The sequence below is a fragment of the Collinsella sp. AM40-7AC genome, from assembly GCF_003468125.1.
Taxonomy (GTDB): Bacteria; Actinomycetota; Coriobacteriia; order Coriobacteriales; family Coriobacteriaceae; genus Collinsella; species Collinsella aerofaciens_O.
In genome coordinates, this window is record NZ_QSGK01000003.1 from 73,955 (window position 1) to 94,291 (window position 20,337).

Below are 20,337 nucleotides of genomic sequence, written 5' to 3' on the forward strand. Positions count from 1 at the left end.
TCCCTCCCAAACAAAACGCCCCATTTGAGATAGAAACTCAAATGGGGCGTTCGACGTTGTGCAACCAGCCTTACTGCTGCTTTGGCATCAGCGGATTCTCGCGCGTGAGGAGATTCATGAACTCCTCGCCCGTGATCGTCTCCTTCTTGTACAGATAACGAGCCAGCTCATGGAGCTTAAACTTGTTCTCCTTGAGGATCTGCAGGGCGCGGTCATGTGCGTCCTCGATCAGCTTGGCGACGATCGCGTCGACGCGCTCGGCCGTACCGGGGGCACAGGTGAGCGACGTGTCCTGGTTGAGGTAGGCATTCTGAACGGTACCGAGCGCCATCATGCCAAACTCTTCCGACATACCAAAGCGCGTCACCATGTTGCGGGCGAGCTTGGTGGCCTGCTCGATATCATTGGCCGCGCCAGTCGTCATCTCACCAAAGATGAGCTCCTCGGCAGCACGTCCGCCGCAGTAGACAGCGAGCTTGTCGAGCACCTCCTGGCGCGTGGTCAAGAAGCGCTCGTCCTCCTCGACCTGCATGGTGTAGCCCAGAGCACCGCTCGTACGCGGCACGATGGTGATCTTCGTAACCGGCGCAGAACCCTTCTGGCGGGCGGCAACGATGGCATGGCCGATCTCGTGATAGGACACGACCTGTTTCTCGTGATCGGACAGCACCGTGGACTTACGCTGCTGGCCGGCGATGACGACCTCCACCGACTCCTCAAAGTCATCCTGCGTGGCGCGCTTGCGACCCTCGCGGACGGCGCGCAGGGCGCCCTCGTTGATGATGTTGGCCAGGTCGGCACCCGAGGCGCCAGGCGTGGCGCGGGCGATCGCGGTCAGGTCGATCGGCGGCTGCGTCTTCACGCTCTTGGCGTGCAGTTCAAGGATATTCTTGCGACCGGTCAGGTCGGGCAGCTCAACGGGGATGCGGCGGTCGAAGCGGCCGGGGCGCAGCAGGGCCGGATCAAGGCTGTCGGGACGGTTGGTCGCAGCGAGGACGACGATACCCTTGTGGTTATCGAATCCATCCATCTCGGTCAGCAGCTGATTGAGCGTCTGCTCGCGCTCGTCGTTGCCACTAAAGCCGCCGCCATCGCGCTTCTTGCCGATGGTATCGATCTCGTCGATAAAGACGATGCACGGGGCCTTTTCCTTGGCCTGCTTAAACAGGTCGCGAACCTTAGCGGCGCCGCGGCCGACAAACATCTCAACAAACTCAGAACCAGAAATACTAAAGAACGGCACGCCCGCCTCGCCGGCCACAGCCTTGGCGAGCAGGGTTTTACCGGTACCCGGAGGGCCGACAAGGAGAGCGCCGCGTGGCAGTTTGGCGCCGATCTCCTCGTAGCGCTGCGGCTTCTCCAGAAAGTCGACGACCTCCTTGAGGGACTCCTTAGCCTCTTCCTGGCCGGCGACATCCTTAAAGGTCACGCCCACGTCCTTGGAGGCGATCACGCGCGCGCCGGACTTGCCCAGTCCGCCGCCGCCAAAACCACCGCCGCCAAAGTTCATCGACGGACCGTCATCACCCATGGCCTTCTTCATGCGGCGGTTGAGCCACCAGCCAATCAGGAAGAAAATCACCATGGGAAGAATGAGGGTGAGCAGGTAGTAGGTCATCAGGCCCGAGTTCTTATCGGGAACGACCGACTCAAGCGAAGCACCGGACTCAAGCACGCGATCGGTAAAGCCCGCGTCATTCGGCACACCGGTCGTCTTGTAGGCGATATTCTCGTCCTCGCCCTTCTTGGTGTAATAAATCGTGTAATCGTCCGTGTTGTACTCGACCTTGTCGACGCTCTTCTTATCGAGCGCTTTGACAAACGTCGAGTAATCGGTCTTCGTAATCTGCTGCGTGTGACCGATGTTGGGGAACAGAACGGTCGAGAGCACGAGGTAGACGACGAAGGCGATGAGCACGTAGAGGATCATATTCCGTCTACGTTTATTGTCATCCATCTCCATCTGCTTGAACTCCATCTACTGGGGTTGATAATTTTTTCTAGAATACCCAACCCGGACGGCGATAAACCGACGCCGGGCACGAAAGGACAGAGAAGGCATCACTGGGAGTCGGCAAGGTTCAAATCTATACGGGCGACGGCAAGGGCAAGACGACGGCTGCGCTGGGGCTTGCGCTGCGCGCCACGGGCTATGGACTTAACGTACTCATGCTTCAGTTTGCCAAGAAGCTGCACTGCGCCGAACACGATGCCGCGCCGCGCCTGGGACTGCGCATTGTACAGGCCGATCGCGACACGCCCGAGGCTTGCGCCGAGCAGATCATGGAACTTGCACGCGAACAGATCTCGCAGGTCGACGTGCTCATTTTGGATGAACTCGGCGAGGCCATGCGACGGGGCTTTGTGACGCGCGAAGATGTCGAAGCGTTGATCGCGATGAAACCAACCACCACGGAGCTCGTGCTCACCGGCCGCGGTCTGCTGCCCCACGCCAATCTGGCAGACCTGGTCACCGAAATGCGCCCCGTCAAACACTACTTCGACGAAGGCCTCCTAGCCCGCCAAGGCATCGAATACTAGCCATTGCGGACGTCCCCAATGGCTAGGCAGTGGCGCGGCCTAGCCAGTTGCCGCTGTGATGGTAGACAGTGAACATCGCGGCGGTGATTACCCAGGTTACGGGGTAGACCAGCAGCAGATGCTCGAGCGAGGGGTCGAGCGGCATAATCGCGAACACCCACGCCACGCGGAGCACGACCGTGCCGAAGATCGTGAGCATCATAGGCTGGAAGCTCACGCCAGCGCCGCGGATGGAGCCAGACGCGTTTTCGATAATCGAGAAGATCGCGTAGAACGGCGCGATGAAATGAAGAATCGTCGTGGTGTAGGCCGAAATCGCGGCATCGTCGATGAACAAACGCGACAACGGACCCGAGAACACAAGCAGCACGGCAGACAGGCCACCAATGAGCATAAACGACAGCACGAGCGACGTGTGGTATCCCTTTCGCATGCGATCGTAATTGCGCGCACCAAAGTTCTGCGCCGAGAACGTGGTGATCGACACGCCGAGCGCCTCGGTCACCATCCAGATAATGCCGTCCAGGCGGCCGGAAAGGCCCCAAGCGGTCGTGACATCGGCACCAAACGAGTTGACCGACACCTGAATCAAAACGTTGGAGATCGAATACGCCGCAGACTGAACGCCCAGCGGAAGACCACACGAAAGCATGCTCTTGCAAATGCCGCGATCGATACCGAGCTTGGATAGCGACAACCGCCACGCACCCGGAGCGCGCATCATACGAACCAGAATCATCGAGGCATTGGTGCAGATAGTCAGCACGATCGCGATGCCGCAGCCCAGCGCTTCCATGTGCAGCACGGCGACAAAGAGAATGTCGAATGCCACATTGACGAAGCAGCCGGATGCAATAATAACCGCCGGACCGCGCGTGTCGCCCACGGCGCGCAACAGCGCCGTCCCCATATTGAGCAGCAGCGCCGCAAACATGGCGGCAAAGTAGCAACGGGCATAGGCCACACCCTCGGCCAGCAGCTCATGCGGTGTATTCATCAACACAAGCATCGGCTCGACAAACACCATGCCCAGAATGGAAATGACAATGCCGCCCACCAGCGCGAGCGTCATAGCCGTATGGACCGATCGGCTCAGGCGCTCATCATCGTGCCGACCAAAATACTGACCGGTAATGACCGCGCAGCCAGCGCCAACGCCAACGCAAAAGCCAATGCAGAGCTCGGTGAGCACCATCGTGGCTTGAATGCCACCCAGCGCGAGCTTGCCGCCAAACTGGCCAACGATATACGTACCAATAAGCGTGTAAGCCTGCTGAAAAAACGAGCTAAAGAAGATAGGGACGCACAGCGACAGCAGCTGTTGCCAAATGACACCCTGCGTTACATCGATAGCCGTAGATTTCTTAGCCACACGCCCTCCCCACCAGCGTACGTCAAACAACAAAACGGCAATTTAAGACCAAAGCCAATACCAGCTTAGCACCGACCGACGTCGGCCGAAACGCCCCGAACCAGAGCCCGGTGCTAACTATCTGCCTAGTGATACAGCCCCGGCTGGTAGTGGTACTCGTTGCTCACATGCGGGCACAGCTGCCAAAAGGCAACAGCGCTTGCCGCGGCCACGTTGAGTGAATCGACCCCATGTGCCATCGGAATACGCACGGCGCGGTCGCAGCCTGCAATGGTCTTGGCGCCCAAGCCAGCACCCTCGGTGCCCATAAAGATTGCCAGGCGGTCAATCTCCTGGAGCGCGGGATCGTCCAGCGACACCGAATCATCCGTCAACGCCATAGCGGCACACGAAAAGCCGGCATCGTGTAGCGCCGCCAGCCCATCATGCGGCCATACGCGCGCTTCGCTGCCAATGCGTGTCCAGGGCACCTGGAACACCGTGCCCATGCTCACGCGGGCCGAACGACGGTACAGCGGATCGCAGCACGTAGGGCTCACCAAAATGCCATCGACGTTCAGCGCAGCCGCCGAGCGGAAAATCGCGCCGACGTTGGTGTGGTCGACAATGCCCTCGAGCACGCACACGCGCACCGGGCGTTCCCCCGCCGCATCGACGACGCCACCCAAGAACTCGGCTACCGGAATCTGACGTGGACGACGGAATGCCGCGAGCGCACCGCGCGTCACATTGAAGCCCGTCAGCTGCTCCATAAGCTCCATGGAGGCAACGAACACAGGAACCGGACCCGCGCCCTCGCGCACAATCAGGCGCTCAAACAGCGGCATCATCTGGTCGAGCCAGCGCTCGCCCAAAAGAAAGCTCACCGGCTGGTATCCGGCGCGAACCGCACGCTCGATGACCTTGGCACTCTCGGCGATAAAAATGCCCTTCTGCGGCTCCAGCACGCAGCGAAGCTCACGCTCGGTCAGTCGCACGTAGGCATCGAGCCGCTCGTCCTCGAGCGAATCGATTCGCAGCACCTCAACGGCATCAGTCATAGCAGCCAGCCCGCACCCTTCTTTACAGCACATCTATACCAAACGAGGCGACGCTAAGCGCCGCCCCATGCATTCAAACAACCCGATGATACCGTTCACGCCAGACGATTTACGCCTCAACGCGACGATACGTCACGAACTCATAATCGAGACCCTCGTCACCCTCGCCCGCGGCAATCGTGGCAACACCGCAACGCCGCGCAATCCCCCACGCGGGATCGGCATCCAAATCGGGAAAGTACGTATCCACGTCATGCACGCAATGGTCATGCGTAACCTCGGCCTCCACGCAATACGGCAAAAACTGCCGATACACTTCGCCGCCGCCGATCACCCACGCAATGGGTTCATCGGCCACGGCGGCCAAGGCCTTGTCAACGCTATGCACCACGTCGACGCCCACGGGGGCAAAGCTCTCGTCGCGGGTGAGCACGATATTGCGACGGTTCTTAAGCGGACGCCCGCCGGGAAAACTCAGCAGCGTCTTGCGTCCCATAATGACCGGACAGCCTTTGGTGCACGCCACAAAATGGCGCATGTCGGCACGGTTGGACACCACCATGTCGCCCTCGCACCCAATACCCCAGTCATCGCACACGGCGACAATGGCTGAAAGCTTACACGTCATACGCGTCACCTACACCGCAATGGGGATGTTCTTGACCTGCGGGCCGTGTTCATAGCCCTCGACGATCAGGTCGTCGGTCGTAAACGCATAGAAATCATGCACATCCGGGTTGAGCGTTACCTTGGGCGCGGCAAACTGCGGACGCTCGATAAGCTCGCGGACGATATCGACATGACGGTCGTAAATGTGGGCATCGGCGATCACATGCAGCAGCTCGCCAGCGATCATATCGACCGACTGCGCGACCATCATCAGCAAAATGGCGTACTGGCACACATTCCAGTTGTTCGCGGCCAAAATATCCTGGCTACGCTGGTTGAGAATCATGTTGAGCGTCGGCTTGTCGTCCTGCGGACGCTGCGTGACGTTATAGGTCACGCTGTAAGCGCACGGATACAGGTGCATCTCGGACAGGTCGCTAAACACATAGGTGTTCGTCATGATGCGGCGACTGTACGGCGTGTGCTTAAGATCGTACAGTACGCGGTCCATCTGGTCGAAATCGCCCTCGGCATAATGGCTCTTCTGGCCAATCTGGTACCCGTACGCCTTGCCGATGGAGCCGGTCTCGTCGGCCCACTCGTCCCAAATATGGCTGTTGAGGTCATGCACGTTATTGGACTTCTTTTGATAGATCCACAGGATCTCGTCCATAGCGGACTTGAGCGCCGTACGACGCAGCGTAAGCGCGGGGAACTCCTCGCGCAGGTCGTAGCGCGCCGTGACACCAAAGTTTTTAATGGTATAGGCAGGGGTGCCGTCCTCCCACACCGGGCGGACCTTTTGGCCCTCGGTCGTGGTGCCATGGTCCAAGATATCGCGGCACATGGTTACAAACTGTTGATCAGCCTTGCTCATTGACCCTCCTGTCAGTCGCCTACAAGCGAGATTCATTGTAGCCCAGGCGCACGCGGCCCCACAGCCCAAACATAAGCCCTCATTTTCTGACATATGCCAGAAATTCCTTGCGCAAATCTACACGTTCGCTATCCTATTGTTGACATATGTCAGATAAGGAGTGCGCATGGCAGGAAGACGCGAAAAACTGCGCCGTGTTGGGATCATCCCCGAATACCGCGGCTTTACCCCTGACGGCCTAGCAAGCGGAGAGGCCATCGACATGACGGTCGACGAACTCGAAGTCCTGCGCCTGTGCGACCTGGAAGGCCTTAACCAAGAGGCGGTCGCACAGCAGATGGGTATCGCGCGCGCCACGGTGGCGGCAATCTGCAGCCGCGCGCATCGCAAGGTGGCAAGCGCGCTGGTCAACGGACGAGCGCTCATCATCGAAGGCGGCAATATCGTGTACTCCCCCATCACCACGACAACGGCCGCATGGCCAGCAAAGGAGGTTGACACCATGAGGGTGGCAACTACGTACGACAACGGCAACATCTTTATGCACTTTGGCCGCAGCGAGCTGTTCAAGATCTACGACATTCAGGACGGCAAGGTGCTCAACGAGCAGGTCGTGGGCACCGGCGGCACCGGCCACGGCGCCCTGGCGGGCCTGCTCGCCAACGGCGGCGTGGACACGCTCATCTGCGGCGGCATCGGCGGCGGCGCTATCAACGCGCTTGCCCAAGCCGGCATCACGGTATACGCAGGTGCCCAGGGCAGCTGCGATGCTTGCGTCGAGGCCCTTATCGCCGGTACGCTCGCACAGAACGGCGAGGCCACGTGCGACTGCCACGGCCATGACCACGGCCACGCCCACGAACATGGCGAGTCCTGCAGCTGCCACGGCCATCACGAGCACGAGGGCCACGAGGGCTGCAGCTGCCACTAACGGCACGGCACCACGAGCTCGGGGCGCGACGCCGAACGCAACCCAACAATCAAAGCCAACAACAAAGGCCACCCGGCAGCTTCCGAGTGGCCTTTGCCATATCAAGCTGGAATTACAGCCCTATTTCTTATTGCGCATCTGCGCTTCCATCTGGCGCAGCAGCTCCATATCGGACTTGGGACCGCCCGTACCCAGGCCGCCCATGCCGCCCAGACCCATAGCGTCCAGGCCAGGGATATTGGGCATGCGCATTTTCTTGCCCTTCTTACCCTTTTTGCCCTTCTTGCCGCCGGCCTGTGCCTGATTGGCTATCGTGCGCATGCGGCCCATCATCTTATTCATCTCGCCCCACTGCTTCATAAGGCTATTGACCTCGGTGGGGGTTACGCCGGCTCCCTTGGCAATGCGGGCGCGGCGCTGGCCGTTGATGATGGAGGGACGCAGGCGCTCCTCCTTGGTCATCGACATGATGATGGCCTCGTTCTTGTCGAAGATGCCCTCGTCCAGGTTGCCGCCCATCTGGTTGAGCGCGCGCTGGCCACCGGGGAGCATGCCCAGGATACCCTTCATGCCGCCCATCTTCTTGACGGCTTTCATCTGGTCGAGCATATCGTTCATGGTGAAGCCCTCGCGCAGCATACGCTCGGCAGCTTCAAGCTGCTCTGCATCGGCTGCCTCCTGGGCCTTCTCGATGATGCCGACGACGTCGCCCATGCCCAGAATGCGCTTGGCCATGCGATCGGGATAGAACGGCTCCAGCGAATCGGGTTTCTCGCCCATGCTCACAAACTTGATGGGCTTGCCGGTCACCTGACGCACCGAAAGTGCGCCACCGCCACGGGCGTCACCGTCGAGCTTGGAGATAATCACACCGTCAAAGTCGGTGCGATCGGCGAAGGTCGAGACGACGTTGACGATATCCTGGCCGGTCATGGCATCGACGACCATCAGCACCTGATCGGGCTTGACGGCCTTCTTGATGTCGACGGCCTCCTGCATCATCTGTTCGTCGATCTGAAGGCGACCGGCGGTATCGACAATGACCACGTCGCGCAGGTGGTCGACGGCCTCTTGGATGGCGCCCTTGGCAATGTCGACCGGGTGCGCGCCGTCACCGCGGAAGACCGGCACGCCGATCTCGCCACCAAGCGTGGCCAGCTGGTCGGCAGCGGCGGGACGATAGACGTCGCACGCGGCGAGCAGCGGCGAACGGCCCTGCTTCTTGAGCAGGTAGGCCAGCTTTACGGCAGCCGTGGTCTTACCGGAGCCCTGCAGGCCCACGAGCATGATGACATTGGGGATGCGGTTGCTAAAGACGAGCTTGCTCTCGGTTGAGCCAAGCATCTCGGTGAGCTCGTCGAGCACGATCTTGACGACGTTTTGCGCCGGCGACAGCGACTCCATGACCTCGGCGGTCATGCAGCGCTCCTTGGTCTTGGCGACGAACTCCTTGACGACCTTGAAGTTAACATCGGCCTCGAGTAGCGCCATGCGAATATCGCGCATGGCCGAAGTAATATCGGCCTCGGTCAGCTTACCCTTACCGCGCAGGCGGTCAAATGTGTCGTTGAGGCGATCGCTCAGGGAATCAAACACTGGTTACTCCTTAGTTGGACTCGCCCACCAGGGCGCGGCAGAAATCTTTGGCGTTAAACTCCTGCAGGTCATCGACCTGCTCGCCCACGCCGATGCGCAGGATCGGGAGCTTGAGCTTCTCGGCCACGGCCATGGCGATACCGCCCTTAGCCGTGCCGTCGAGCTTAGTCATGATAATACCGTCCAGGCCCAGCGCCTCGTTAAACTCGAGCGCCTGGTTCAGACCGTTCTGGCCAGTGGCGGCATCGATCACAAGCACGACCGAGACAGGCATGGGACCGGCGGCCATATTGGCGGCGCGCTTACGGGTCACATTGACCACCTTGGCGAGCTCGCGCATGAGCTCGGGGCTCGTGTGCAGACGGCCGGCGGTATCGATGAGCACCAGGTCGCTGCCGCGCTTATCGGCCTCGTCGAGCACGTCATAGCACACGCTCGCCGGATCGGAGCCGCGGTCACGCTTGATTACCGGTACGCCGGCACGCTGGCCCCACACATCGAGCTGCTCGATGGCGGCGGCGCGGAAGGTGTCGGCCGAACCGATCACCACGTTCTTGCCGCGGGCGGCCATGGCACTCGCAATCTTGCCGACCGTGGTGGTCTTGCCGGCGCCGTTGATACCGACAAACAGCACGCAGCTCGGCGTATCGGAAAACGGGTCGCGCTCAACAGGCACAAAATGGCCCTCGAGCTGCTCGGCCAGGGCGCGGCGAAGCTGCGGGGCGGTCTTGAGGTTCTTCTTTGCAGCGGCGTCGCGCAGGTCATCGGAGACCTGAATGGCGACCTCGGCACCCATGTCACCCATGACGAGGGTGTCCTCAAGGTCCTCCCAAAAATCCTCGTCGACCTCGCCGCCAAAGTAGAAGACCTCGTTGAGGGCCTCGCGGCTGCGCTCAAGTCCGCGCGAGAGTGCGTCAAAGAATCCCATTATGCATTCACGACCTTTCCGGTTTCGCGATCGAGTTTTTGCGAGACGACGCGACTGACGCCGTCGGCTTGCATCGAGACGCCGTAGAGAACGTCAGCATCCTCCATAGTACGGCGCTGATGCGAGATTACCAAGAGCTGCGTATCGGAACGCAGCACATCGAGGGCGCCGATGAGCTTGGACAGGTTGGCGTCGTCGAGCGCGGCCTCGACCTCGTCCAGCACATAGAACGGCACCGTGCGCGTGCGATACACGGCAAAGAGCAAGGCGAGCGCCGTCAGGCTCTTCTCGCCGCCCGACATTAGCATCATCTTGGTGATGCGCTTGCCGCGCGGCTGCGCCACGACCTCGATGCCCGTCTCGGCCGGATGCTCGGGGTCGGTCATCTCCAGATGTGCCTGGCCACCCGGGAACAGCATGGCGAAGATCTCGCGGAAGTTCGCATCGACCTTCTCAAAGGTCACCAGGAACGCCTTGCGCATCTTGCGGTCGATGGCCACGGTAATCTTGGTGAGCGCCTTGCGTGCGCTCTCCAGATCGGCCAGCTGCTCCTCGATGTAATCGGCACGGCGCTTGAGCTGCTCGTACTCCTCCATGGCGACTTGGTTCACAGGGCCCAAGTTGTTGATCTGGCGCACGAGTTGGTTGAGCTCGCGCTCGGCGGCGTCACGGTCGGTGGGCGCCGGCAGCATGAGCGCTTCCTCGAGCACCGTGGTGCCATCGGCGGTGATGGCCTTGATGGCAGCCTCGACCTGAACCTCGAGCTTGCCGCGTGCGACCTTGAACTCATTTTGCGTCGTAGCGGCAACATCGACCCTCTCTTTGGCGCGGGCGACCTCGGTCTTGGCGTCCTCGATGGTCTTCTTAAGCGAAGCCGAGTCCGCCTCCTCAAGCGATGCCTGATCGCGCAGGCGCGCTGCCCAATCCGACGCGCGCTCCAGCAAGGCCGAATAGCGCTCGTGCATGGGGTCGACACGCAGGCGCAGCAGCTCGAGCGAGCGTGAGGCCTGACGCGTCCCGCGGATACGACGGTCGATACCCTCCAGGCGATGCTCAAGATCGGGCACGCGGCCCTTCAGCGAACGCAGGCGCTCGCTCGTCTGGGCCAGACGCACCTTAGCGTCGGCGAGCTTACCGGCGGCCTCGGAATCGTCACGGCGCACGCGATCGAGCTCGTCGTTGGCCTCGGCAATCTGCAGGCCTAAGTCGCTCGCCTGCGCACGAGACTCGTCACGCGAACGGGTAAGTTCATCCACACGCGGACGTGCGGCACGAACAGCTTCAGCTGCCTGCTCGCGGCGCTTGGAAATACGCACGCGCTCGACCTCGGCGGTGTTGGCACGCTGCTCCAGGCGGCCGATCTCGGAGAACAGTGAGCGGCGCTCGCCCTCAAGACGGGCAATCTCGCCAGCGGCATCGCCCTCGGCGGCGCGCGCCTCCTCGACGGCAGCATTAGCCTCGACGACCTGATCCGAAACACGCTCAAACACGGTAGCAAGATCGGGCTCCAGGCCTTCCAGCTCGCGGATACGACGCTTGCGCTCCAGAGCGCCCGAAGCCTCGCCGGCATCGACCCCCACGCGAACCAAGCCGCCGCAGGCAACGCGTGCGCCATCGGGAGTCACGTAGGTCACACCATCAACGACGGGCGCGGCCAGGGCGGCAGAAAGGTCATCGACCACGTAATAGCCGCCGAGCAATGCCTCGACGACCGGACCGTAGCCCGCACGCACGGACAGACGATCAACAAGACGGGTACCGGCGGCACCCTCGGCAGCCGCAGAGCCACTCACGCTGCGCGCCACCAGCAGCGCCTCGCCCGAGGCCTTCTTCTGGTCCAGGGCGGCGCGACCGGCGCGCTCAAGTGCGGCAGCGTTATCGAACAACAGGGCATCGATATCGCCGGCGAGCAGCTGCTCAACCAGGCCCTCAAGCTCACGAGGGGCCTCGAGCACATCGCCCAGACGACCCGAGACATCGTCGCCCAGCGCGCCCACCAGACGGCTTACGAGCGGCGAGCTGTCGGCCATGCGAGCATCAAGCTTCTTTTGGCTGGCAAGCTCCGAGCGCACCTCGGACAGCTTGTTGCGTGCCTCGCTCTCGCGGGCACGCAGGTCCTTGAGGGCAGCGCGCGCCGTCTCGGTGGCCTCGCGCGCATCGCTCTGGGCCTGACGAGCCGCCTCAAGGGCGCTCTCAAGCTCCTCAGCACGGTTGCGGCGGCTATCAAGCGATGCCGTGACCTCCTCGAGCTGCTCATCGATCTGCTCCAGGCGCGAGGCATACATGTTGTCCTCGACCTCGGCGTTGCTCAGCGAGTCCTTCACCTTGGCGAGCTCGAGCGCAGCATTATCGGCAACGCGCTGCACATCGCGCTGTTCGCGCGTGAGCTGCGAAATCTGATTGTCGAGCGCAACGCGACGCTCGTGGAGCTCGGCGGCGGCAGGACCAGCGGCATCAACGTCCTCCTGGGCCTGCATGTGCGCACCGGTAACTTCCTCAAGCTGGGCACGTGCATCCTCGAGCTCCTCGACCACGCGACGGCGCTGATGCTCGGAGCTCGAGATCTGGCCGCGCATGTCGGACAGGCGCGACACCATGTTATGGCCCTTTTCCTCGAGCAGACGCATGTCTGAGTTAATGCGACCGACCACATCTTGCATATGGCGGCGCTGCTCGCCCAAGTCGCCCACAAACAGGCCCTTTTCTTCGAGCATAACTTGGAGCTTCTCGAGCTCGCGCTCCTTTTCGCCCAGGCGGTACTGCGCAAGCTCAAGCTCGGCAGCGCCCTCCTTGGAGCGGCTCTCCAGGTCGTTCCACTGCGACTGCAGCGAACGAAGCTCGTCGACGGCCAGCATCTGCGTAAGCTCGTTCGCGCGCGAGGACAGCTCTTTGTACTTGCGCGCGCGATCGACCTGACGCTCCAGCGGTCGCAGCTGACGGGCGATTTCCTTGTTGATATCACGGGCACGGGTCAGGTGCTCGTCCATCGATTTAATCTTTTTGAGCGCACGTTCCTTGCGACGCTTGTGCTTGGAGATGCCGGCGGCCTCCTCAATGAGGGCACGGCGCTCCTCGGGGCGGCTCTGCAAAATGGCATCGAGCTTGCCCTGGCTGATGATGGAATGCGTATCCTTGCCCAGTCCCGAATCGTGCAGGATATCCTGGATGTCCATCAGGCGGCACGGGCTCGAGTTGATGAGGTACTCGCTTTCGCCCGAGCGGTACATACGACGGGTGATGGCGACCTCGTCAAAGTCGACAGGCAGCATATGGTCCGAGTTATCGAGCACCAGCGTGACCTCGGCCACACCCACCGGCTTGCGCGCCGACGAGCCCGAGAAGATGACGTCCTCCATGGCCTGGCCGCGCAGCTGCTTGGCGCTCTGCTCGCCCAGGACCCACAGAATCGAGTCGGAGATGTTCGATTTTCCCGAGCCGTTGGGACCGACGATGACGGTCAGGCCCGGCTCAAACGTCATATGGGCGCGGTCGGCAAACGACTTGAACCCTTTGAGCGTGAGGGACTTGAGATACACGGCTCCTCGCTTAAACAGGCTTCTTGTTCAGAATCACGCCGTTGGTGGTGTAGCCCATGCGGTCGAGTGCCTCGAGCGCAGCGGCTCCCTCGGCTTCCTTCTTTGAGGAGCCGGAGCCGCGGCCCTGGCGGATACCGTCGATGAGCACCACGGCGGTAAAGGTGGGCGCATGCGCGGGACCCTCGGAGCCGACCAGCTTATACGCAGGAGGCTCGTGGCCGTCTGCCTGCACGCACTCCTGTAAGAACGATTTGGGGTTCGCGGGGTGCTCGGCACGCTCGGAGGCCAGGTGCGGTTTGAGCGTACGATGGATAAAGTCCGCCGCAACATCCCAGCCGGCATCCAGGTACAGCGCACCCACGAGCGACTCGTAGACGTTCTCGAGCGCCGAGTGCAGGCCGCGCGCGCCGGTACCGGTCTCGGAGGCACCAAAGATGATGATGTCGTCGATGCCCAGCTCATGCGACACCTCGGATAGCGTAGCGCCCGAGACAAGCGACACCTTCAGGCGCGTGAGCTTGCCCTCGTCAAACTCGGGATAGGACTCAAAGAGCGAACGGGCGACGACGGCGCCCAAAATGGAATCGCCCAAGAACTCAAGGCGCTCATAGCTGGCAGAAACCGGCTGGCCCTCGACTGCCGAGGGATGCGTAAGCGCCGCGCGCAGAAGCACCTTATTATTGAACTCGTGGCCCAGAATTTCCTGGGCACGCGTAAGTCGTTCAGACAAAGCCAAGACCTAGGCCTCCCTGGCGTTTTCAATCGCGTCGACGGCGTCGGCGACAGAGTTGAGCGAGAGCAGAGTCTCGTCATCGATCTCGAGGTTGAACTCGTCCTCGATAGCCGTAACCAGCTGCAGGCGCTCGAGCGAGTTGGCATCGAGATCGTCAAAGGTGGTCTCATCGCTAATTTCGGCAACATCGACGCCCAGAACGTCAGCAGCGACCTCGGCGATCTTGTCGAAGATTTCGGAGCGGTCCATAGCGCTTCCTCTCATAGTGCATGAATACCAAAAGAATGGTACCGCCCGGGCGGTACCAAGACACGGTTCTGATTCTACCCCACGAAGCAGGCCGCGAGGCACATAACAGCGCTCTAACTCGCTCTTACAAAACGATGCCGTCCATGGAGTTGGCGACATTCTCGACCAGCCCGGCGCGCACGGCTTCGGCCGCCGCAAGCGTACCGTTTTTAACAGCTTCGACCGAGGTGGCGCCATGGCCGATCAGAACCACGCCGCGCAGGCCCAAAAGAATCGCGCCGCCCTTGGCGTCGCCAGAGAGCTTGGCCTTTATCTCACGCATCTGCTTTTTAATGAGCAGCGCGGCGATCTTGGTGCCAAGCGAAGACATAAAGACGCCCTTGAGCTCCTGCAACAAAAACTTGGCAGCGCCCTCGGTGGCCTTGAGCGCAATGTTGCCCGACATGCCGTCGGCGACCACGACGTCAAAATTGCCCGACGTAAGATCGGTGCCTTCGCAGTTACCCACAAAGCCGGGAACCGCGGCTTTCATGGCTGGGAAGCAGGCCTTGGTAAAGTTGGAGCCCTTCTCGTCCTCGGTGCCATTGGCAAGCAAGCCCACGCGAGGATGCTCGATGCCCAGGACAACGCGGGCATAGGCGCTACCCATCTGGGCAAAACGCACCATGTCGTCGACCTCGACATCGGGGTTGGCGCCCATATCGCACAGCACCGTCAGACCGCCGGCGCGATTGGGCAGCGCATTGGTCAGACAGGGGCGCACCGGCTGCTTCTTGCCTTCGGCCATATATCTAAACGGCGTGACGTAGGCGGTCGCGGCAGCGGTCATGGCGCCGGTGGAGCCGGCGGAGAAAAACGCGTCCGCGTTGCCCTTTTTGATGGCGCGGCAGGCAAGCACGATCGAGGACTTGCGCTTGGTCATCACGGCGCGAATGGGATCGTCATCCATGGCGATAATGTCAGGGGCTTCCAGAGCCTCCACACGCGCATGGGCCGCGGCAAAGGGATTGACGATTTCGGCGGGACCGACTGCCAGGACCTCGATATCGGGATCGGCGGCAAGCGCAGCCTCGATACCATCGAGAACAACCTGAGGTTTCTCGTCTCCGCCCACAACGTCTACACAAACGCGAACGTTACTCATATACATACTCCTTATACAAAAATGGCCGACTCATTGAGCCGGCCATTGTGGTTCCATTTGGAACGGCATCGCATCCAGAGTATACCGTTACTCGGTAACGATAACCTCGCGGTCCTTGTAGAAACCGCAGCTGGGGCACACGTGGTGCGGAAGCTTGACAGCGCCGCAACGGGGGCACGTGGACTGAGCCGCAGCCGAGATCTTCATGTTGGCGGAACGACGGGTGTGAGTGCGGATACGACCCTGCTTTTGTTTAGGTACGGGCATAGTGACCTTCCTTATGAACTATCCAGTGTGGCGATTACGCGCAAGTAGCGATACTACCACAGTTTTACTCGTCGAGCTTGAGATTCTTCAATGCTGCAAATGGATTTTCCGTGGCAGCGGCCCATTCTGCCTCTGCCTGGGCGGCGCAATCGCATTGCTCGACGTTGAGATTGCAACCGCAAGTGGGGCACAGGCCGCGGCAATCGGGCTTGCACAGAACGACAAACGGCGTGTCCATGACGACCGCGTCGTTGATGGGCTCACCCAGATCGACGATGCGGTCCTCACCCAGGAGCTCGTAGCCGTCCTCGTAGGCCTCGGGATCCTCGGGCTTCTCGAAGAGGTAGAACTCCTCGATCTCGCCGGCGATATCAAACGAGGCAGGCTCCAGGCAACGGTCGCACTCGCCGGTGGCGTGCGCGCGGACCATGCCCGTGAGCAAGACACCGGTACCGGCATTGGTAAAGACAACGTCGTAGTCGATGCCGTCCTGTAGCTGGTACTCCTTCTCGCCCACCGTGTAGGTGGCAACATCGACCTTGCCGGTCAGCGGATACGAATCACCAGGAAACTCGAGCTGTTCGGAAAGATCGACGGTAACGCTCGGGAACTCAGCCATTACCACTGACCATTCTGTTGGGCGGCACCCTCGTTGAGCTGCTGACGGCAACGGGTAACGGTGCCGGTCAGGCTCTTGAGGTTCTCCTCCAGGTGCGTAAAGACCTGCTCTGCGTAGTCCTCGGCAGCATAACGCGTCTCGCGCTCGTACTGCTGGGCACGATCGCGGATGTCGTCGGCCTGCTGCTGTGCCAAGCGGACGATCTCCTGCTCACCGGCAATGGTGAGGGCCTGCTGCTGAGCGTCGGCGATGATGGAATCGGCCTGAGCGGCGGCGGAAGCCATAAGCTCCTCGCGCTCCTTAAGGATACGGCGGGACTTCTGCCACTCCTCGGGATAGCTCATGCGGATCTCGTCGAGGATGTTGAAGAACACGTCGGCGTCGATGACCTTGAACTGAGCGTTCTTGCCGAAAGGCGGCTTGGCTTCCTCGATCAGCCCTTCGAGCTCATCGACCAAGCTGACGATCCTATCGCCAGGAAAATTCTCGCCCGGCATCCGGTCTCCTTTCATAGGTAACATATCATCGTGCTAGTTTACCACATGCCACCAGGCAATAAAAAACGTCACGAAAAGCGGTGTCTGAGCGCTCCGACCACGTTGGGCGGGACAAACGTCGATACATCGCTGCCGAGCGAGGCGATTTGGCGAACGACCGAACTCGAGATATAGCCGTACTGCGGCGCACTCATGACAAAGATGGACTCCAGCTCGTTATCCAAGCGATAGTTGAGGTCTGCCTGCTGCAGCTCGTACTCAAAGTCGGTCATGGCGCGCAGGCCCTTGACCACGGCCCCCGCCCCCTGCTCGCGAGCGAAGTCGACCAAGAGGCCGGTAAAGGGCAGGACCTCGACGCCGTCGATATCACCGAGCGCCTCACGAGCCAGCGCCACGCGCTCATCCAGCATAAACGTGGTGCCCACACCGTTTTTACCCTGCGACTCGGCGACAGCGACGATCACGCTGGGAAAGATGCGGCGGGCGCGGCGGATGACGTCGATATGGCCAAACGTGATGGGATCGAAGGTGCCCGGGACGATCACGCGGTTGATGGTGTCACTCATGGGCGTTCTCCTGAACCGTCATGGCATCGGTGTTGTGAGCATCGGTGCCGGCGCAATCTTCCTCACCATCGTCATCGCCGACCCAACGAAGCAGGTCGACCGAGGTAATGCCGTAGCGCTTCTCGCGCACGATCTCAAAGCCTGCCGGATGCGCGCCCGCATCAGCGGCGGCATGCTCAAACAGGGCATAAGCGCCAGGTGCAAGCAGACCCTGCTGAGCCAGGTTCTGCAGCAGTATCTCGACCGGCTCGGCACCAAAAGCATAGGGCGGGTCGAGCAGGACCAGATCAAAGGGGCCGCCCGGCACACGACCGCGCGAGGCGCTCGCCAGCATGTCGCCCGTTACCACGCGCCAACGCGCACGGTCACGGCAGAGCGACTCGATATTCTTGGTAATGAGCCGCGCGGCATTCCGATCGATCTCGAACGTCGTGAGCGAGCGGGCGCCACGTGAGAGCATCTCTAACCCTAAGGCGCCGGAGCCGCCAAAGGCGTCCAGCACGCGGACCTCGTCCAGATCGAAGTCAAATGCCGACATGACCATAGATGCGCATGCCTCGCGCACACGATCGGTCGTGGGGCGGGTGACATCGCGACCACGGGGCTCCTCGATCTTACGACCGCGCCATTCGCCGCCGATGATTCTCATCCTCCGCTGACCTCCTTAAAAATGTGTCGATATCGCATGGCGACCGCATCGCGCAGGGGGCGCGTCGCCACGGAGTCAAGGTTGCAAGCATACCGCAAGAGCTCGACCGCGTCCAAATGGGCCCACTCGATCAGCTCCTCGTCGGCATCCAGGTCGACAAAGCGCAGAGTCACACCGCCATGCTGGCGGTACCCCAGGATTTCGCCCTCGTGGCGCAGACGAAGGTCCATCTGGGCGAGCGTAAAGCCGTCCGAGGTCTTTTCGAGCGACTGGAGACGGTCTTGCGCCGCCGAAGCGCCGCCGTTGCCCTTGGAGTGCGTCATGACCAGGCAGGTGCCCGACACGCTGCCGCGGCCCACGCGGCCGCGCAGCTGGTGCAGGGCCGCCAAGCCAAAGCGCTCACCGTTCTCGATGACCATGACGGTGGCGTTGGGCACGTCGACGCCCACCTCGACCACCGTGGTCGAAACGAGCACGTCGATCTCGCCGCGCTTGAAGGCGTCGATCACGCGATCCTTCTCCCCCGCCGGCATGCGGCCGTGAAGACGCTCGATGGTAAGCCCCGGCAACGCCAGGCGTAGGCGGTCGAGCTCGGTTGCCGTATCGTGCAGCGGCACGGGCACGGTTACGCGACCCTCGTCGTCACGGACGATACCGGGCACATCCTCAAGCTCATCGGCCGAGTCGCTCGGCTCCACGAGCGGGCAAATCACGTAGGCCTGCTGACCCTTTTCATGCGCCTCGCGGATGGCGCCATAGGCAAGGTCGCGGCTCGACTCGGTAAGCACGCGTGTCGTCACGCCAGCGCCAGGGACGGGCCGATGGCGGATGATGCTCGTGTCCAGATCGCCGTAGACCGAAAGCGCCAGCGTACGTGGGATGGGCGTTGCCGTCATAACGAGCAGATCGGCACCAGGGCCCTTCGCACGCAGGGCGTTGCGTTGGCCGACGCCAAACCGGTGCTGCTCATCGATGACCACGAGCGACAGATGCTTAAACGCCACGTTATCCGAAAGCACCGCGTGGGTGCCAAAGAGGACATCGAGCTCGCCCGATTCCAGCTGGGCATGGATCCGCTCGCGCTCGGCCGCCGGCGTGGCGCCCGTCAGGAGCGCCCAGGTCATGCCAGCCTGCAAGAGCAAGGGGCCGGTCTTATCGGCATATTGACGCGCCAGCACGCCCGTGGGCGCCATAACGCAGGCCTGCGTGCCGCTATCGGCAGCCACAGCCAGCGCGCAGGCGGCAACGGCGGTCTTACCGGTACCGACATCGCCCAGCAGCAGGCGGTTCATCACGCGCCCGCCATCGCACATATCGCGCAGGATATCTTGGAACGCGGCCTCCTGCTCGTCGCTCAGAGAAAACGGCAGGGCCTGCTTAAGCGCGGCCAGGTGCTCGCCCGCGGCGTGGGCGTAGGGCACCACATCGACCAGGCTGCCGTCGTTGCGCAGGCGCAGCGCCAGCTGCAGGTAGAGGCACTCCTCGTAGGCAAGCCGTGCGCGCGCGATATCGCGCTCAGCCATGCTCGAAGGAAAGTGGATCGATCGAAGCGCACGAGCATCGCTCATCAGGCGACGTTTAACGCGCAAGCGTGCGGGAATCGGGTCGAAGGGATTGCCGACGACCTCGAGCGCGCCACTTACGATGCGGCGCATCCATGCCTGGCTCACGCCGTCACTCACATAATGGACCGGCAAAATGGTGCCCGCAGCACGCCCCTCATCGAGCTTTTCAAAGTGCGGCGAGGCCATCTGCTTAAAACCGTAGGCAAACTCAACCTTGCCCATCACGGCCAGGCGGTCGCCCTGCTTAAGCTGCTGGGCAATCCAAGGCTGACGGAAAAAGGCGACCTGCAGCACGCCCGTCTCATCAACGAGTGAGACCTCGGTCACCTGCATGCGCGGACGCGGCTTCTTTTGAACGATACGGTCGACCGTGGCGATGATGGTACACACGGTACCGATGGGCGCCATCTCGATGGACCAGGAGCGCGTAAAGTCCAGGTATCGATGAGGGATATGGAGAAGGAGGTCCCCCACCGTCCGAATTCCCAGACGGCGAAGGGCCTCCTCACGTTTACCCGAAACATATTTGAGTCGCGCGATATCCTCGTCGAGCGCATTGCTCTGGGCAAAGCGCTCCGAGACGCGCGGCACGGAGCACAGCTCGGACATGGGCAGTTG

General features: G+C 61.5%; 19 protein-coding genes. 2 read left to right on the forward strand and 17 right to left on the reverse strand.

Annotated elements, in window-relative coordinates:
- Positions 1-70: 70 nt before the first annotated feature.
- Positions 71-1,963 carry an ATP-dependent zinc metalloprotease FtsH gene (gene ftsH, locus DW892_RS03405; protein WP_187364973.1) on the reverse strand — a complete coding sequence of 631 codons (1,893 nt, stop codon included), beginning with the start codon at positions 1,961-1,963 and terminating at the stop codon, positions 71-73.
- A gap of 122 nt (positions 1,964-2,085) precedes the next feature.
- Here ftsH and DW892_RS03410 point away from each other — a divergent pair, with 122 nt between their 5' ends.
- Positions 2,086-2,541 carry a cob(I)yrinic acid a,c-diamide adenosyltransferase gene (locus DW892_RS03410; RefSeq protein WP_255415164.1) on the forward strand — a complete coding sequence of 152 codons (456 nt, stop codon included), beginning with the start codon at positions 2,086-2,088 and terminating at the stop codon, positions 2,539-2,541.
- A gap of 22 nt (positions 2,542-2,563) precedes the next feature.
- On the opposite strand, the gene DW892_RS03415 is transcribed toward DW892_RS03410, so the two are convergent.
- The 4 genes from DW892_RS03415 to thyA all read right to left on the reverse strand — a co-directional run bounded on the left by DW892_RS03415 (position 2,564) and on the right by thyA (position 6,439).
- Positions 2,564-3,913, reverse strand: a complete 1,350-nt coding sequence (locus DW892_RS03415; protein WP_117765693.1) for an MATE family efflux transporter — start codon at positions 3,911-3,913, stop codon at positions 2,564-2,566.
- 125 nt (positions 3,914-4,038) lie between these two features.
- A complete protein-coding gene (locus DW892_RS03420; protein WP_117655408.1) occupies positions 4,039-4,953 on the reverse strand; it encodes an RNA methyltransferase in 915 nt (304 codons plus the stop codon).
- A 109-nt stretch (positions 4,954-5,062) separates the two neighbouring features.
- Positions 5,063-5,581: a dihydrofolate reductase gene (locus DW892_RS03425; protein ID WP_117765695.1), complete on the reverse strand. Its 519-nt coding sequence runs from the start codon at positions 5,579-5,581 to the stop codon at positions 5,063-5,065.
- A 9-nt stretch (positions 5,582-5,590) separates the two neighbouring features.
- Complete coding sequence (gene thyA / locus DW892_RS03430; RefSeq protein WP_117746017.1) at positions 5,591-6,439, reverse strand: thymidylate synthase; 849 nt, start codon at positions 6,437-6,439, stop codon at positions 5,591-5,593.
- Positions 6,440-6,605: 166 nt separating this feature from the next.
- Between thyA and DW892_RS03435 the strand changes: the two genes are divergently transcribed.
- On the forward strand, positions 6,606-7,370 hold the full coding sequence (locus DW892_RS03435) for a DUF134 domain-containing protein (protein WP_117765697.1): 765 nt from the start codon (positions 6,606-6,608) through the stop codon (positions 7,368-7,370).
- A gap of 120 nt (positions 7,371-7,490) precedes the next feature.
- Here the strand turns inward: DW892_RS03435 and ffh are convergent, their stop codons facing one another.
- The 12 genes from ffh to recG form a co-directional block, all read right to left on the reverse strand.
- Positions 7,491-8,966 (reverse strand): signal recognition particle protein, encoded by a 1,476-nt coding sequence (gene ffh / locus DW892_RS03440; protein ID WP_117765699.1) that lies wholly within the window; start codon positions 8,964-8,966, stop codon positions 7,491-7,493.
- 10 nt (positions 8,967-8,976) lie between these two features.
- Positions 8,977-9,894, reverse strand: a complete 918-nt coding sequence (gene ftsY, locus DW892_RS03445; RefSeq protein WP_117564147.1) for a signal recognition particle-docking protein FtsY — start codon at positions 9,892-9,894, stop codon at positions 8,977-8,979.
- Positions 9,894-13,430 (reverse strand): chromosome segregation protein SMC, encoded by a 3,537-nt coding sequence (smc, locus tag DW892_RS03450; RefSeq protein ID WP_117765701.1) that lies wholly within the window; start codon positions 13,428-13,430, stop codon positions 9,894-9,896. The genes ftsY and smc overlap by 1 nt, the downstream gene beginning before the upstream one ends.
- 10 nt (positions 13,431-13,440) lie before the next feature.
- Positions 13,441-14,166, reverse strand: coding sequence for a ribonuclease III (gene rnc / locus DW892_RS03455; protein ID WP_117765703.1), 726 nt, complete (start codon positions 14,164-14,166; stop codon positions 13,441-13,443).
- A gap of 3 nt (positions 14,167-14,169) precedes the next feature.
- Entirely contained in the window at positions 14,170-14,412 is a 243-nt protein-coding gene (locus DW892_RS03460) for an acyl carrier protein (RefSeq protein ID WP_055309519.1), read from the reverse strand.
- A 124-nt stretch (positions 14,413-14,536) separates the two neighbouring features.
- The gene (plsX, locus tag DW892_RS03465) at positions 14,537-15,556 is read right to left on the reverse strand and encodes a phosphate acyltransferase PlsX (protein WP_117765705.1); all 1,020 of its coding nucleotides are present in this window, start codon (positions 15,554-15,556) and stop codon (positions 14,537-14,539) included.
- A gap of 87 nt (positions 15,557-15,643) precedes the next feature.
- Positions 15,644-15,823: a 50S ribosomal protein L32 gene (rpmF, locus tag DW892_RS03470; RefSeq protein WP_022094017.1), complete on the reverse strand. Its 180-nt coding sequence runs from the start codon at positions 15,821-15,823 to the stop codon at positions 15,644-15,646.
- 64 nt (positions 15,824-15,887) lie between these two features.
- The gene (locus DW892_RS03475; RefSeq protein WP_117765707.1) at positions 15,888-16,442 is read right to left on the reverse strand and encodes a DUF177 domain-containing protein; all 555 of its coding nucleotides are present in this window, start codon (positions 16,440-16,442) and stop codon (positions 15,888-15,890) included.
- Positions 16,442-16,939 (reverse strand): ATPase, encoded by a 498-nt coding sequence (locus tag DW892_RS03480; protein ID WP_040358176.1) that lies wholly within the window; start codon positions 16,937-16,939, stop codon positions 16,442-16,444. Before DW892_RS03480 ends, DW892_RS03475 begins: the two co-directional genes overlap by 1 nt.
- A gap of 68 nt (positions 16,940-17,007) precedes the next feature.
- The gene (gene coaD / locus DW892_RS03485; protein WP_117765709.1) at positions 17,008-17,505 is read right to left on the reverse strand and encodes a pantetheine-phosphate adenylyltransferase; all 498 of its coding nucleotides are present in this window, start codon (positions 17,503-17,505) and stop codon (positions 17,008-17,010) included.
- Entirely contained in the window at positions 17,498-18,154 is a 657-nt protein-coding gene (rsmD, locus tag DW892_RS03490; protein WP_117765711.1) for a 16S rRNA (guanine(966)-N(2))-methyltransferase RsmD, read from the reverse strand. Before rsmD ends, coaD begins: the two co-directional genes overlap by 8 nt.
- The gene (gene recG, locus DW892_RS03495) at positions 18,151-20,328 is read right to left on the reverse strand and encodes an ATP-dependent DNA helicase RecG (protein WP_117765713.1); all 2,178 of its coding nucleotides are present in this window, start codon (positions 20,326-20,328) and stop codon (positions 18,151-18,153) included. The genes rsmD and recG overlap by 4 nt, the downstream gene beginning before the upstream one ends.
- Between the last annotated feature and the right edge of the window lie 9 nt (positions 20,329-20,337).

What these genes read in the sequence shown, in the direction of transcription:
- ftsH (WP_187364973.1), bottom strand. Translation starts at nt 1,963, where the DNA reads ATGGAGATGGATGACAATAAACGTAGACGGAATATGATCCTCTACGTG.
- DW892_RS03420 (WP_117655408.1), bottom strand. Translation starts at nt 4,953, where the DNA reads ATGACTGATGCCGTTGAGGTGCTGCGAATCGATTCGCTCGAGGACGAG.
- DW892_RS03425 (WP_117765695.1), bottom strand. Translation starts at nt 5,581, where the DNA reads ATGACGTGTAAGCTTTCAGCCATTGTCGCCGTGTGCGATGACTGGGGT.
- thyA (WP_117746017.1), bottom strand. Translation starts at nt 6,439, where the DNA reads ATGAGCAAGGCTGATCAACAGTTTGTAACCATGTGCCGCGATATCTTG.
- DW892_RS03435 (WP_117765697.1), top strand. Translation starts at nt 6,606, where the DNA reads ATGGCAGGAAGACGCGAAAAACTGCGCCGTGTTGGGATCATCCCCGAA.
- ftsY (WP_117564147.1), bottom strand. Translation starts at nt 9,894, where the DNA reads ATGGGATTCTTTGACGCACTCTCGCGCGGACTTGAGCGCAGCCGCGAG.
- DW892_RS03460 (WP_055309519.1), bottom strand. Translation starts at nt 14,412, where the DNA reads ATGGACCGCTCCGAAATCTTCGACAAGATCGCCGAGGTCGCTGCTGAC.
- plsX (WP_117765705.1), bottom strand. Translation starts at nt 15,556, where the DNA reads ATGAGTAACGTTCGCGTTTGTGTAGACGTTGTGGGCGGAGACGAGAAA.
- rpmF (WP_022094017.1), bottom strand. Translation starts at nt 15,823, where the DNA reads ATGCCCGTACCTAAACAAAAGCAGGGTCGTATCCGCACTCACACCCGT.
- DW892_RS03475 (WP_117765707.1), bottom strand. Translation starts at nt 16,442, where the DNA reads ATGGCTGAGTTCCCGAGCGTTACCGTCGATCTTTCCGAACAGCTCGAG.
- DW892_RS03480 (WP_040358176.1), bottom strand. Translation starts at nt 16,939, where the DNA reads ATGCCGGGCGAGAATTTTCCTGGCGATAGGATCGTCAGCTTGGTCGAT.
- coaD (WP_117765709.1), bottom strand. Translation starts at nt 17,505, where the DNA reads ATGAGTGACACCATCAACCGCGTGATCGTCCCGGGCACCTTCGATCCC.
- rsmD (WP_117765711.1), bottom strand. Translation starts at nt 18,154, where the DNA reads ATGAGAATCATCGGCGGCGAATGGCGCGGTCGTAAGATCGAGGAGCCC.
- recG (WP_117765713.1), bottom strand. Translation starts at nt 20,328, where the DNA reads ATGTCCGAGCTGTGCTCCGTGCCGCGCGTCTCGGAGCGCTTTGCCCAG.